Genomic DNA, 13,391 nt, shown 5'->3' with positions numbered 1-13,391 from the left:
ACGGGACTGAGAACCTCATCTGCCGCGGCTCGTCCTTGGGGCGGCACAGGTGACGACTCCCGTCTTCGCCAGGCGGTAGATCCCGCGGTCGCGGGAGGTCTCCGTACGCTGCGCCGGCCCTCTGCGGGGAATGCTCATCCTGCGGGTCGCCGGCGCGTCCGGACGGATGCGCCGGCCCTGGCCGGAAGGAGTCGGCATGGGCCTCATCTCGTGCGGGACGAAGGCGCTTCGCTCGCTGACGGCCTCGGTTCTGATCCTCGGAGCCGCTGCTCCCGCGCCCGTGGCCGAGCCGGGACCGCGGGCGCCCGTGGCGTCCGTCGCCGGCAGCGTCCCGGGGTCGGAGCTGGGGGCCGTGCTCGACCGGGCGGTCCGCGAGGGCTCTCCCGGCGCGCTGGCCGAGGTGTCGAAGGCCGGCCGTACGGAGACGGTCGCGCGGGGCCTGGCGGACACGCGGACCCGCGAGCGGCCCCGCGCCGACATGCGGTTCCGCGTCGGCAGCACGACCAAGACCTTCGTCGCCACCGTCGTCCTGCAACTGGTCGCCGAGGGCCGCCTACGGCTGGACGACACGGTCGAGCGGTGGCTGCCGGGGCTCGTCACCGGCAACGGCAACGACGGGCGGGCGGTCACCGTGCGGATGCTGCTCAACCACACGAGCGGGCTGTTCAACTACACGAAGGACCGCCGCGTGCCGGAGGCACTCGACCATGACCCGCTGACGGGCTTCACGCCACGCCAGTTGGTGGGCTACGCGCTGAGCCATCCGCCGGTGTTCCCGCCCGGGACGTCCTGGGAGTACTCGAACACCAACTACACCCTGCTCGGGATGATCGTCCGCCGGGTGACCGGGCACCCGTACGCGGAGGAGATCACCCGGCGCGTCCTGCGCCCGCTGGGCCTGCGGGAGACCTACTTCCCCGGCACCTCGCCGGACGTCCGCGCGCCCTTCATCCACGCGTACAGCAAGGACCGCCTCTCGCGGTTCAACCCGTCCTGGGCCGGGGCCGCCGGTGAGATGATCTCCACTGTCGGCGACCTGAGCCGGTTCGACGCGGCGCTGCTCTCCGGGCGCCTGCTGCCGGCGGCGCTGCTGGAGCAGATGCTCACCCCGACGCCGAAGTCGGACGTCTTCCACGGACCCGGCCCGTACCGCTACGGGCTCGGCCTCATGATGGTCACCCTGCCCTGCGGGGTCACGGTGTACGGACACGGCGGCACCATCTTCGGTTCGCTCACCTGGATGGCGGGCACCCGGGACGGCCGCCACACCCTGTCCTTCGACCTGAACGGCGACACCGTGAACCAGGCGGAGCTCACCACGGCGGCCAACGTCGCCGAGTTCTGCCCGGCGACGCCGAGGCCCAGCCAGAGGCCCAGCTAGAGTCCCAGGGTCTCCTTGCGCAGGCGGGTCTTGAGCACCTTGCCGCCGGGGTTGCGCGGCAGTTCGGCCTCCCTGAACCAGAACCGCGACGGCACCTTGAACGCCGCGATCCGGTCGCGCAGGAAGTCGCGCAGTTCCTCGCCGCCGGCCTCGGCGCCCCGCTTCAGCCGGACCACCGCGCCGACCTGCTCACCCATCTCGTCGTCGGGTACGCCGATCACGGCCACGTCGTCCACCGCCGGATGCTCGAACAGGGCGGCCTCGACCTCGGCGCAGTAGACGTTCTCGCCACCGCGGATGACCATGTCCTTGGCCCGGTCGACGATGTAGACGAAGCCGTCCTCGTCGACGCGGGCCAGGTCGCCGGTGTGCAGCCAGCCGTCCACGAACGTCTCGGCGGTGGCGTCCGGGCGGTTCCAGTAGCCGCTGATCACGATCGGCCCGCGCACGCACAGCTCGCCGACCTCGCCGGGCGGCAGTTCCGCGCCGTACGGGTCGCAGATCCTCACGTCCACCACCGCGAGCGGGCGGCCGATGCTGCCGGGCTTGGCCAGGTAGTCCCGGCCGCTGTTGTAGATGGCCGGCGCGGTGGTCTCGGTCATGCCGTACCCGTTCGCGGGCGTGCGCTCGGGAAGTGTCTCGGTGATCCGTTCCAGCAGCTTGGGCGGCGCGGGCGCCCCTCCGTACGAGATCGAGCCGAGCGACGAGATGTCGTGCCCGTCCAGGCCCGGATGGGACAGCAGCTGCCACGCGTTGGTCGGGACGCCGCTCAGGATGGTGACCCGCTCGCGTTCGATGAGCTCCAGGGCCCGCTTGGGGTCCCACCTGTACATCAGCACGAGCCCGCCGCCGCTGAACATCGTGGTCATCAGTACGGCGAAGCACCCGGTGACGTGGAAGAGCGGCACGGTGAGCAGGGTGATCCTGCGCTTGCCGGCCGCCGAGGAGACGTCCCTGCCCGCCAGGGCCACGGTGCGCATCATGGCGTACGCCACGGTCATCGGCGCCTGGCCGAGGTTGCGGTGGCTGCCGAGCGCGCCCTTGGGCCTGCCGGTCGTGCCGGAGGTGTAGAAGATGGTCGCCGGGTCGTCGGGGCGGAGGTCGACCGGGGGCAGGGTCACGTCGGCGCGGACCTCGCCGAGGACGCCGGCCCAGTTGGCGCCCTCACCACGTGCGACGATCACGGGCAGGCCGCTGCCGGACATGCGCGCGGCGCGCTCGCCGTCGGCGATCACCAGTTTCGCGCCCGAGTCGCCGAGGGCGTACTCCAGTTCCTGCTCGGTCCACCAGGCGTTCAGCGGTACGGCCACCGCGCCGGCGGCGAGCACGGCGGAGAAGGAGACGATCCATTCGGGGTAGTTGCGCATGGCGAGGGCGACGCGGTCGCCGGCGCGCACGCCGTAGTCGTCCACGAGCCGGTTGGCGAGGGTCGCGACCAGCCGGAAGTGCTCCTCGTAGGTGATCCGCTCGTCCTCGTAGACGACGAACACCTTGTCCCCGTGGAACCGGGTGATCTCCAGGAGCGCGCGGAAGGTCGCGGGGGCGTGCTTCCACGCCCGGATCCTGCCGCCGCCGACCTCGATCTCCTCCATCTCGAAGAGCTGACCGGGGGCGGTGAGCTGGGCCTGGACCTGTTCATGCGTGATCGTCATGATGGAGGTGCTCCCGGATGAATACGTTAACCGGAGGTTTCACGATACCGACCGGTAGGTATGGCCGCCAGGTGTCCACCTCGCGAAACGCCGCTTGCATGCCCATGCCCGGCGGTGCATACTCTCTACACAAGCAAGAACATGAGGTTGTCTGCATAGCCATGCAGAGGAGTCTGGGGGGCCGATGAGGGCGGCGATCGCCGGAGCGAGCGGATACGCGGGGGGAGAGCTGCTCCGCCTGCTGCTGGGCCACCCCGCCGTCGAGATCGGCGCGCTCACCGCGGCGTCCAGCGCCGGATCGAGACTGGGTGCGCACCAGCCCCACCTGCCGTCCCTCGCCGACCGGGTCATCGAGCAGACTACCCCGCAGGCGCTGGCCGGGCACGATGTGGTCTTCCTGGCGCTGCCGCACGGTCAGTCGGCCGCCGTCGCGGCCGAACTCGGCGACGGCACGCTGGTCGTCGACTGCGGCGCCGACTTCCGGCTGGCCAGCGCGGAGGAGTGGACGGCTTTCTACGGAGGCGTCCACGCCGGCACCTGGCCCTACGGCCTTCCCGAACTGCCCGGCCTGCGGGAGGTCCTGCGGGGCGCCCGGCGGATCGCCGTGCCCGGCTGCTATCCGACCGCCGCGACCCTGGCGCTGTTCCCCGCCTTCGCGGCCGGGCTCGCCGAGCCCGACGTGGTGGTGGTCGCGGCCAGCGGCACCTCCGGGGCGGGGCGCGCGCCCAAGGCCAACCTGCTCGGCAGCGAGGTCATGGGCTCAGTCGGCGCGTACGGAGTCGGCGGGGTCCACCGGCACACGCCGGAGATGGAGCAGAACCTGTCGGCGGTCGCCGGACGACCCGTCCGGGTGTCGTTCACGCCGACCCTCGCGCCCATGAGCCGCGGAATCCTCGCCACCTGTACGGCTACCGCCATCTCCGGGACGACCCCCGCCGCCGTGCGCGAGGCGTACGAGGCGGCGGTCAAGGACGAGCCGTTCCTCCACCTCCTGCCCGAGGGCGTGTGGCCGGCGACGGCGATGACGGTCGGGGCGAACACCGCGGTCCTGCAGGTCGCCCTGGACCAGCGGGCCGGGCGGATCGTGGCCGTCATCGCCATCGACAACCTCACCAAGGGCACCGCGGGCGGCGCGATCCAGAGCGCCAACCTCGCGCTGGGTCTTCCGGAAGAACTCGGCCTTCCCACCAATGGAGTCGCCCCGTGAGCAAGATCTTCCCTTCCGAGGAGCGTGCATGAGTGTCACCGCACCCCTGGGCTTCCGTGCCGCCGGGGTCGTCGCCGGGATCAAGAGCGGCGGCGCCCGCGACCTCGCCCTGGTCGTGAACGACGGCCCCTCGCGGGCCGCGGCAGGGGTCTTCACCATCAACCGGTTCAAGGCCGCGCCGGTCCTGTGGTCCGCCCAGGTTCTCGACGGCGGACGGGTCAGGGCGGTCGTGCTGAACTCCGGCGGCGCCAACGCCTGCACCGGCCCGCTGGGCTTCCAGGACACCCACGCCACCGCCGAGAAGGCGGCCGAGGTCCTCGGCGACTCCGCCGCCGAGATCGCGGTGTGCTCGACCGGGCTGATCGGCGAGAGGCTCCCGCTCGACGCGCTGCTCGGCGGCGTGGGAACCGCGGCGGCCCAGCTCAGCCGGGACGGCGGGCTGGCCGCGGCCGACGCGATCCGGACCACCGACACCGTCAGCAAGATCTCCTTCCGGCGTGGCGAGGGGGGCTACATGGTGGGCGGCATGGCCAAGGGCGCGGGGATGCTCGCGCCCGGCCTGGCCACCATGCTGTGCGTGCTGACCACCGACGCCGATCTCACGTCCGAGGAACTCGACACGGTGCTGCGCAAGGCGACGTCGGTGACGTTCGACCGGCTCGACACCGACGGCTGCATGTCCACCAACGACACCGTGCTGCTGCTCGCCAGCGGCGCGTCCGGCGTGCGCCCCGACCTCGCCGAGTTCGAGAAGGTCGTCACGGCCGTCTGCGCCGACCTGTCCCGGCAGCTTCTGGTGGACGCCGAGGGCGCCACCAAGGCGATCGCCATCGAGGTCGTCGGCGCGGCGTCGGAGGACGACGCGGTGGCGGTGGGCCGGGCCGTGGCCCGCTCGAACCTGCTGAAGTGCGCGATCCACGGAGAGGACCCCAACTGGGGCCGGGTGGTCAGCGCGGTCGGCACCACCGATGCGGTCTTCGAGGCCGAGCGGGTCAACGTGGCCGTCAACGGCATCTGGATCTGCAGGGGAGGCGCGGCGGGTGACGACCGCTCGAAGGTGGACCTGCGTCCGCGCGACGTGACCATCACGATCGACCTGTCGGCCGGGCCGCACAGCGCGACCGTGCACACCACCGACCTCACGGCGGCCTACGTGCACGAGAACTCGGCGTACTCGTCATGAGCGTCCGACGCAACGGCGCCCTGGACAAGGCGCACACGCTGATCGAGGCCCTGCCCTGGCTCTCCCGCTTCCACGGCGCGACCGTCGTCATCAAGTACGGCGGGAACGCGATGACCAAGGAGCACCTGCGGGCGAAGTTCGCCGCCGACGTGGTCTTCCTGCGTTACGCGGGCCTGCGGCCGGTCATCGTGCACGGCGGCGGGCCGCAGATCCAGTCGCACCTCGACCTGCTCGGGATCGACAGCCACTTCGTGTCCGGTCTGCGGGTGACCACCCCCGAGGCCATGCAGGTCGTCCGGATGGTCCTCGTGGGGCAGGTCAACCGCGACGTCGTCGGGCTGATCAACGGACACGGTCCGTTCGCGGTCGGGATGTCCGGCGAGGACGCCCACCTGTTCACGGCCGAGCGCAAGCACGTGACGGTTGACGGCGTCAAAGTCGACATCGGGCAGGTGGGGGAGATCGTCCGCGTCGAGGCGGGAGCCGTGCGGGCACTCCTGGACGACGGGCGCATCCCGGTGGTGTCCTCGGTGGCACGCGGTGAAGACGGCGGGATATACAACGTCAACGCCGACACCGCGGCCGCGGCGCTCGCCGTCGCGCTCAAGGCGTCCAAGCTGATCGTCCTGACCGATGTCGAGGGGTTGTACGCGGACTGGCAGCCTCCAGGCGATGGCGAGGAGCCAGGCTCGGGCCTGGAGGTCGTCAGCCGGATCACCGCCTCGGAGCTCGCCGCGCTGCTGCCCTCGCTGTCCAGCGGGATGGTGCCGAAGATGGAGGCGTGCCTGACGGCCGTGCGCGGCGGCGTCCCGCAGGCGCACGTGCTCGACGGGCGGGTGCCGCACGCCCTGCTGCTGGAGGTCTTCACCGACGAGGGGATCGGCACGATGGTCGAGCCGGACGCGGACCCGGAGACGGACGGCCGGAGCCCCGCGGAGGTCGCGGACGGTGTCGTGAGCGGTGTCGTGAGCGGAGGAGATGCCAGGTGACCGGCAACGACGAACTGCGCGGACGTTTCGCGTCGGCGTTCATGCACAACTACGGGGTGCCGCCCGTCGCCCTGGCGCGTGGCGAGGGCTGCGCCGTCTGGGACGTGGACGGGTGCCGCTACCTCGACCTGATCGGCGGCATCGCGGTGAGCTCGCTCGGGCACGGCCACCCGGCCCTGGTCGAAGCGGTGTCGCGGCAGGTCGCCACGCTCGCCCACACCTCGAACCTGTTCCTGCACGAGCAGGAGGTGCTGCTCGCCGAGAGGCTGCGCACCCTGCTCGGGGAGCCGGCCCGGGTCTTCCTCGCCAACTCCGGCACCGAGGCCAACGAGGCCGCGCTGAAGATCGCCATCAAGTACGGCCGGACGCATGGCCGCGGCTACATGGTGGCGGCCGAGAACGGCTTCCACGGCCGCACGCTCGGCGCGCTGTCACTCACCGGCAAGCAGTCGATCCGCGACCAGTTCGGCCCGTTCCCGCTTGACGTGCGGTTCGTTCCGTACGGCGACGCGGACGCGCTCAAGAACGCCGTGACCGACGACTGCGCCGCGGTCTTCCTGGAGCCCACGCAGGGCGAGGCCGGGGTCGTCCCGCCGCCCGAGGGCTACTTCCGCGCGGCCAGGGAGATCTGCTCCGCCACCGGCGCCCTCCTGGTCGCCGACGAGATCCAGTCGGCCATCGGCCGCACCGGACACTGGTTCGCCCACCAGGCGGAGGGAGTCGTCCCCGACATCGTGACGCTGGCCAAGGGGCTCGGCGGGGGCATGCCGATCGGGGCCTGCATCGGCCTGGGAGAGGCCGGTGAGGTCTTCGCCAAGGGAGACCACGGCTCGACCTTCGGCGGCAACCCGGTCTCGTGCGCGGCGGCGCTGGCGGTGCTCGGCACCATCGAGCGTGACGGCCTGCTCGGCAACGCGGTGCGTGTGGGAGCGCTCCTCTCGGAGGGCATCGCCGCCGTGCGGCACCCGCTGCTCAAGGGCGTCAGAGGGCGCGGACTGTGGCTCGCCGCCGTGCTGACCGCCCCCAGGTCGGCACAGGTGCAGGCCGCGGCCCAGGAAGCCGGCTTCCTGGTCAACGCCCTGCAGCCCGACGCGGTCCGGCTCGCGCCGCCGCTTGTGATCACCGAGTCCGACGCGCGGGTCTTCCTCGACGCGCTGCCCGGCATCCTGGAGGCCGCCGATGCCTGACACCCTGATCGACACCGCCGCGAACCCGGCGCCTGACGCCACCGCGGCGCGGGTTCGGCATTTCCTCCGCGACGACGACCTGTCCCCCCAGGAGCAGGCGCAGGTGCTCGACCTCGCCGAGGCGATGAAGAAGGACCGGTTCGGTTACCGGCCGTTCGAAGGCCCCCGGGCAGTCGCTCTCCTCTTCGACAAACCGTCGACCCGGACCCGCGCCTCGTTCTCGGTGGGCGTGGCAGAGCTGGGCGGGCTACCGCTGATCATGGATGGCGGCACCTCGCAGATGGGACGCGGCGAGCCCGTCGAGGACACCGCGCGGGTCCTGTCGCGGCAGGTCGCGGCGATCGTCTGGCGCACGGGAGGCCAGGAGCGCATCGAGACGATGGCGGCCTACTCGTCGGTGCCGGTGGTGAACTCGCTGACCGACGAGTTCCACCCCTGCCAGATCCTCGCCGACCTGCAGACGATCCGGGAGCACAAGGGCACGGCCGCCGGGCTGACGCTCGCCTACCTGGGCGACGGCGCCAACAACATGGCGCACTCCTACCTCCTGGGCTGCGCCACGGCCGGGATGCACGTCCGGATCGGGGCGCCCGCGGGTTACCTGCCCGACGCCGCGGTGCTGGACCGGGCGGCCGAGATCGCGGCAGCCACCGGGGGATCGGTCGTGGCGCTCAGCGATCCCGAGGCGGCCGCGGCCGGGGCGCATGTGATCGCCACCGACACCTGGGTCTCGATGGGTCAGGACGGCAAGGACGAGCGGGTGGCGGCGTTCACGCCCTACCAGGTGAACACCGCCCTGCTCGCCCTGGCCGACGCCGACGCGATCGTGCTGCACTGCCTGCCGGCGTACCGGGGGCTGGAGATCGCCGCCGACGTCATCGACGGACCGCGCAGCGTCGTGTGGGACCAGGCGGAGAACCGGCTGCACGCGCAGAAGGCGTTGCTGCACTGGCTCGTGACGCGGAGCGCGGAGGGATTGTGAGCATCCCGCTCACCAAGGCGGCCCGGCACGCCCGGATCGTCGAGCTGCTGACCCGGCACAAGGTCCGCTCGCAGCCCGAGCTGGCCAGGCTGCTGGCCGAGCAGGGAGTGGAGGTGACCCAGGCCACGCTGTCCCGCGATCTCGACGAGCTCGGCGCGCTCAAGCTGCGGGCCGACGACGGCACTCTGGTCTACGCGCTGCCCGGTGAGGGCGGCGGCCGGATCCCGATCTATCGGGCCGGCGTCGCCAACGGCTTCACCGAGAATCCCGACGCGCGCCTGCGCAGGATCGCCGAGGAACTCCTGGTGTCGGCGGAGGCGTCCGCCAACCTGGTGATCCTCCGCACGCCTCCGGGAGCGGCCCAGTTCCTCGCCTCGGCCGTCGACCACGCGGGCTGGGACTCGATCCTCGGCACGGTGGCCGGTGACGACACGATCCTCGTGATCAGCAGGAGCCCTACGGGAGGGCAGGCGCTGGCGGAGTCCCTGCTCAGTCTGGCCACCCGAAGGACGCCTGACGTGACCAGGCACAAGCTCACCGCCGACCTCCATGATCACGCGCATGGAGACGACGAAGCGTGACCCCGCGTGGCCCGGGCCGTGTGCGGGGACCGGGCAGTCCGTCGGCTAAGGTCGCGGATTAGTCGCACGAGGATCCGATACGAGGATTCGACGCGAGGATCCAAATGGAGAAACGTGCCGAGGGCTCGTCCCAGGGACGACCGGAATGGCGTGAGATCTCCGTACGAGGGCTTCTGCGCAAACGCACGCGGTCACCTTTGTCGGCAGAGATTCGGAATTCGGAGGGAGAACACGGTGGCGGACAACAAGCCGATGCGGCTCTGGGGTGGCAGGTTCGAGGGGGGACCCGCGGACGCCCTCACGCGCCTGTCGGTGAGTGTGCAGTTCGACTGGCGGCTCGCGCCGTACGATCTGCTGGCTTCACGCGCGCACGCACGCGTGCTGCACCGCGCCGGCCTGCTGACGCAGGAGGAGCTCGACCGCATGCTGGGCGCGCTCGACGATCTCGACCGGGCCTGCCGCAAGGGGGAGTTCCGTCCCACGGTCGCCGACGAGGACGTGCACACCGCGCTGGAGCGCGGCCTGCTGGAGCGGCTCGGCTCGCTGGGCGGCAAGCTCCGGGCCGGCCGCAGCCGGAACGACCAGGTCGCCACCGACCTGCGCCTCTACCTGCGCGACCACGTCCGCACGATCGTCTCCCGGCTGGTCGAACTGGAGACCGCGCTGATCAGCCAGGCCGAGGAGAACGCCGACGTCGCGGCGCCCGGCATGACGCACCTGCAGCACGCCCAGCCGGTGTCGTTCGGGCACCAGCTTCTCGCCCACGTCCACCCGCTGACCCGCGACGTGGACCGGCTGCGGGACTGGGACAGGCGCGCGGCGGTCTCGCCGCTGGGCTCCGGCGCGCTGGCCGGGTCCTCGCTGCCGCTCGACCCCGCCGCGGTTGCCGCCGAGCTCGGGTTCGACGCCCCCGCGCCGAACTCGATGGACGCCGTCGCCGACCGTGACTTCGCCGCCGAGTTCCTGTTCTGCGCGGCCATGATCGGCGTGCACATCTCCCGGCTCGGCGAGGAAGTCGTGCTGTGGGCCTCGCAGGAGTTCCGGTGGATCGAGGTGGACGACGCCTACTCCACCGGGTCCTCGATCATGCCGCAGAAGAAGAACCCCGACGTCGCCGAGCTGGCCAGGGGCAAGAGCGGCCGCCTGATCGGCGCGCTGATGTCGCTGCTGACGACGCTGAAGGGCCTGCCGCTCACCTACAACCGCGACCTCCAGGAGGACAAGGAGCCGGTCTTTGACGCCGTCGACACCCTGCTCCTGGTGCTCCCGGCCGTGTCGGGCATGATCGCCACGATGCGGGTCAACAAGGCCAAGCTGGAGACCAGCGCGCCCGACGGGTTCGCGCTGGCGACCGACCTCGCCGAACTGCTGGTCCGCCGCGGCGTCCCGTTCCGGGACGCGCATGAGGCCGTCGGCCACCTGGTGGTGTGGTGCCAGGTGAACGACAAGGACCTCGGCGAGCTGACGGACGAGGAGCTGGCGAAGGTCTCGCCGCACTTCGCGGTGGACGAGACGGGCGCGAGCGTCCGCGACGTGCTGAACGTGCACGGCGCGCTGGCCGCCCGCAGCGCCCTCGGCGGCACCGCGCCCGACCGGGTCCGCGACCAGGTCGCGAATCTCCGGGAGATCGTCGACGGCCAGGCGGCATGGGCGAACGAGAACTGATCGACGACGTCGCGGGCGAGCCGCTCGGCCGCGACTTCTTCGACCGCCCTTCGGAGGTGGTCGCCCCCGATCTGCTCGGCCGGGTGGTCGTGCACGGGTCGGTGGCGGTCCGGCTGAGCGAGGTCGAGGCGTACGGCGGCCCGGGGCAGGACCCGGCCTCCCACACCTACCGGGGGCGCACACCGCGCAACGCCGTCATGTTCGGGGAGCCGGGGCATCTCTACGTCTACTTCACGTACGGGATGCACTACTGCGCCAACCTCGTGTGCATGCCTGCGGGCACCGGCTCGGCCGTCCTGTTACGGGCGGGCGAGGTGGTCGCGGGCGTGCACACCGCCCGCATCCGCCGCATGCCGCACGCCGACGGCCCCGGTATGGAGGGCCTGGCGCGCCGGGTCCCCGACCGGGACCTCGCCAGGGGACCGGCCCGGCTCACGGTGGCCCTCGGCCTGGTCAGGGAGCACAACGGGACGGACTGCTGCTCGGGTGGCCCCATCCAGGTGCACGAGGGCCGGCCGGTGCCGCCCGCCCAGGTGAGGACGGGTCCGCGCACCGGTGTGTCCGCCGGCGCCGACACGCCCTGGAGGTTCTGGATCGACGGTGACCCCACCGTGTCTCCCTACCGCGCGCACGTACCCCGGCACCGTGGCCGAACGGCACGCTGACGCGTCGCTATCAAGTGGCGATAGGGTTCCGTGATCAGGCAGGCTTGTACGGAAGCCCGTACACCCACCATCGATAAGCGAAAGCCACGACCGTGACCGTAACTTCAGGCAATCTCGTGCCGACGTCGGAGATGGGTGACATCCTCGACGAACTCGAGTGGCGCGACGTGCTCGCGCAGACCACCGACATCGACGCGCTGCGCAAGGCGCTGTCCGACGGTCCGATCACCGTGTATGCGGGCTTCGACCCGACCGCGCCCTCGCTGCATGTGGGCAACCTCGCGACCCTGCTCATCCTGACCCGCTTCCAGCGGGCCGGACACCGCCCGATCGGCCTGGTCGGCGGCGCGACGGGTCTGATCGGCGACCCGAGCGGGCGCAGCACGGAGCGGGCGCTCAACTCCAGCGACATCGTCGCCGAATGGGTGTCCCGCATCCGGGTGCAGGTCGAGAAGTTCCTCAGCTTCGACGAGGGGCCCACCGCGGCCACGCTGGTCAGCAACCTGGACTGGACGGCGGAGCTGAGCGCGATCGACTTCCTGCGCGACGTCGGCAAGCACTTCCCGGTCAACCGGATGCTCGCCAGGGAGTCGGTCTCCGCGCGGCTGGCCGGTGAAGGGCTCAGCTACACCGAGTTCAGCTACCAGATCCTGCAGGCCAACGACTACCTGGAGCTGTACCGCCGGCACGGGTGCACGATCCAGCTCGGCGGCAGCGACCAGTGGGGCAACATCATCGCCGGCGTCGATCTCATCCGGCGGGTGGAGAGCGCCCATGTCCACGCGCTCACCGGCAAGCTGATCACCAAGGCCGACGGCACCAAGTTCGGCAAGACGGCCGGCGGCGCCGTATGGCTCGACCCCGCGCTGACCTCGCCGTACGCGTTCTACCAGTACTGGCTCAACGCCGACGACCGCGACGTCGTCCGGTTCCTCAAGGTCTTCACCTTCCGTACGAGGGAGGAGATCGAGGAGCTGGAGAAGGCGGTGGCGGAACGGCCGGCGGCCCGCGCGGCGCAGCGCGCGCTGGCCGAGGACCTGACGACCCTGGTGCACGGCGCCGACGAGCTCGCCCGGGTGATCGCCGCCTCGCGTGCGCTGTTCGGGCAGGGCTCGCTGACGGAACTGGACGCCCGGACGCTGGAGTCGGCTCTCGCGGAGGTGCCGAAGGCGGCCGTGCCGGCCCTGGGGGCGTCGTACGTCGACCTGCTCGCGCAGAGCGGGCTCGTCGAGTCCAAGTCAGCGGCGCGCCGGGCCGTGAAGGAGGGCGGCGCGTACCTCAACAACACCAAGATCACCGATGAGGAGTACGTGCCCTCGGCGGACGACCTCCTGCACGGCCGGTTCCTCGTGCTGCGCCGTGGCAAGAAGACCGTCGGCGGCATCGAGGTCGCCTGATCGTCCGTACGTCGATCACCAGGAGCCGTCCCGGCCGACCCGGTCCGGGGCGGCTCTTTCGTGGTCAAGGTTCGTTGTGGCGCAGGTAACAATCTTGTGGCCTTGGCGGCAGTGATTGCCCGAAGTTGCGGTGTGGCCTGGGGTTTTGGCCATCTCGGCGTGATTTGACGGCCGGGCGGACGTTGCCTAATGTTTTCCTCGCCCCCGGGGAGAGCGGGACGCCGAGAGGCGGCCGGACCCCGACGGGCAAGCCACTCTGACAACCATCCAGACGAGGCGCTCGCGCCGGATCCGGATCGTCTGCGGCACGGCGGAACCGAGAGGTTTGACGTGAGGCGGGCGAGGGTTTAAGATGGAGTGGTTGCCCCGAAAGGGGAAGGTCACTCTAACAAGAGCATCGGCCGAGATCGCATGATCCGCTTCGGGTCTGTGATGCGGTGATCGCGAAGAGTCGGCCGGACGGAAGTAATCGCCCTGGATCTCGGGACCCGTTACGGGTTTC

General features: G+C 71.2%; 11 protein-coding genes. 10 read left to right on the top strand and 1 reads right to left on the bottom strand.

Annotation, left to right across the window (positions count from 1 at the left end; translation table 11 throughout):
- Positions 1 to 196 precede the first annotated feature (196 nt).
- Complete coding sequence (locus tag Mam01_RS26740) at positions 197 to 1,381, top strand: serine hydrolase domain-containing protein (protein ID WP_204287940.1); 1,185 nt, start codon at positions 197 to 199, stop codon at positions 1,379 to 1,381.
- Here Mam01_RS26740 and Mam01_RS26735 read toward each other — a convergent pair.
- Complete coding sequence (locus Mam01_RS26735) at positions 1,378 to 3,033, bottom strand: class I adenylate-forming enzyme family protein (RefSeq protein WP_204287939.1); 1,656 nt, start codon at positions 3,031 to 3,033, stop codon at positions 1,378 to 1,380. The two genes, Mam01_RS26740 and Mam01_RS26735, sit on opposite strands and share 4 nt — an antisense overlap.
- Before the next feature lie 184 nt (positions 3,034 to 3,217).
- Here Mam01_RS26735 and argC point away from each other — a divergent pair, with 184 nt between their 5' ends.
- From argC to tyrS, 9 genes are all read left to right on the top strand, one after another.
- Entirely contained in the window at positions 3,218 to 4,240 is a 1,023-nt protein-coding gene (argC, locus tag Mam01_RS26730) for an N-acetyl-gamma-glutamyl-phosphate reductase (RefSeq protein WP_204287938.1), read from the top strand.
- A gap of 28 nt (positions 4,241 to 4,268) precedes the next feature.
- A complete protein-coding gene (gene argJ, locus Mam01_RS26725; protein WP_150938680.1) occupies positions 4,269 to 5,423 on the top strand; it encodes a bifunctional glutamate N-acetyltransferase/amino-acid acetyltransferase ArgJ in 1,155 nt (384 codons plus the stop codon).
- Positions 5,420 to 6,412, top strand: a complete 993-nt coding sequence (gene argB / locus Mam01_RS26720; RefSeq protein WP_204287937.1) for an acetylglutamate kinase — start codon at positions 5,420 to 5,422, stop codon at positions 6,410 to 6,412. Before argJ ends, argB begins: the two co-directional genes overlap by 4 nt.
- Positions 6,409 to 7,599, top strand: coding sequence for an acetylornithine transaminase (locus Mam01_RS26715; RefSeq protein WP_204287936.1), 1,191 nt, complete (start codon positions 6,409 to 6,411; stop codon positions 7,597 to 7,599). Before argB ends, Mam01_RS26715 begins: the two co-directional genes overlap by 4 nt.
- On the top strand, positions 7,592 to 8,581 hold the full coding sequence (gene argF, locus Mam01_RS26710) for an ornithine carbamoyltransferase (protein WP_204287935.1): 990 nt from the start codon (positions 7,592 to 7,594) through the stop codon (positions 8,579 to 8,581). Before Mam01_RS26715 ends, argF begins: the two co-directional genes overlap by 8 nt.
- Positions 8,578 to 9,162, top strand: coding sequence for an arginine repressor (locus Mam01_RS26705; RefSeq protein WP_150938688.1), 585 nt, complete (start codon positions 8,578 to 8,580; stop codon positions 9,160 to 9,162). The genes argF and Mam01_RS26705 overlap by 4 nt, the downstream gene beginning before the upstream one ends.
- A gap of 252 nt (positions 9,163 to 9,414) precedes the next feature.
- Positions 9,415 to 10,827 (top strand): argininosuccinate lyase, encoded by a 1,413-nt coding sequence (gene argH / locus Mam01_RS26700; protein WP_204287973.1) that lies wholly within the window; start codon positions 9,415 to 9,417, stop codon positions 10,825 to 10,827.
- Positions 10,809 to 11,492 (top strand): DNA-3-methyladenine glycosylase, encoded by a 684-nt coding sequence (locus tag Mam01_RS26695; protein ID WP_150938690.1) that lies wholly within the window; start codon positions 10,809 to 10,811, stop codon positions 11,490 to 11,492. The genes argH and Mam01_RS26695 overlap by 19 nt, the downstream gene beginning before the upstream one ends.
- Before the next feature lie 131 nt (positions 11,493 to 11,623).
- Complete coding sequence (gene tyrS / locus Mam01_RS26690; protein ID WP_204287972.1) at positions 11,624 to 12,889, top strand: tyrosine--tRNA ligase; 1,266 nt, start codon at positions 11,624 to 11,626, stop codon at positions 12,887 to 12,889.
- Positions 12,890 to 13,391: the final 502 nt, after the last annotated feature.

Source organism: Microbispora amethystogenes, from assembly GCF_016863015.1.
Taxonomy (GTDB): domain Bacteria; phylum Actinomycetota; class Actinomycetes; order Streptosporangiales; family Streptosporangiaceae; genus Microbispora; species Microbispora amethystogenes.
This window is presented reverse-complemented; position numbering and strand designations above follow the sequence as displayed.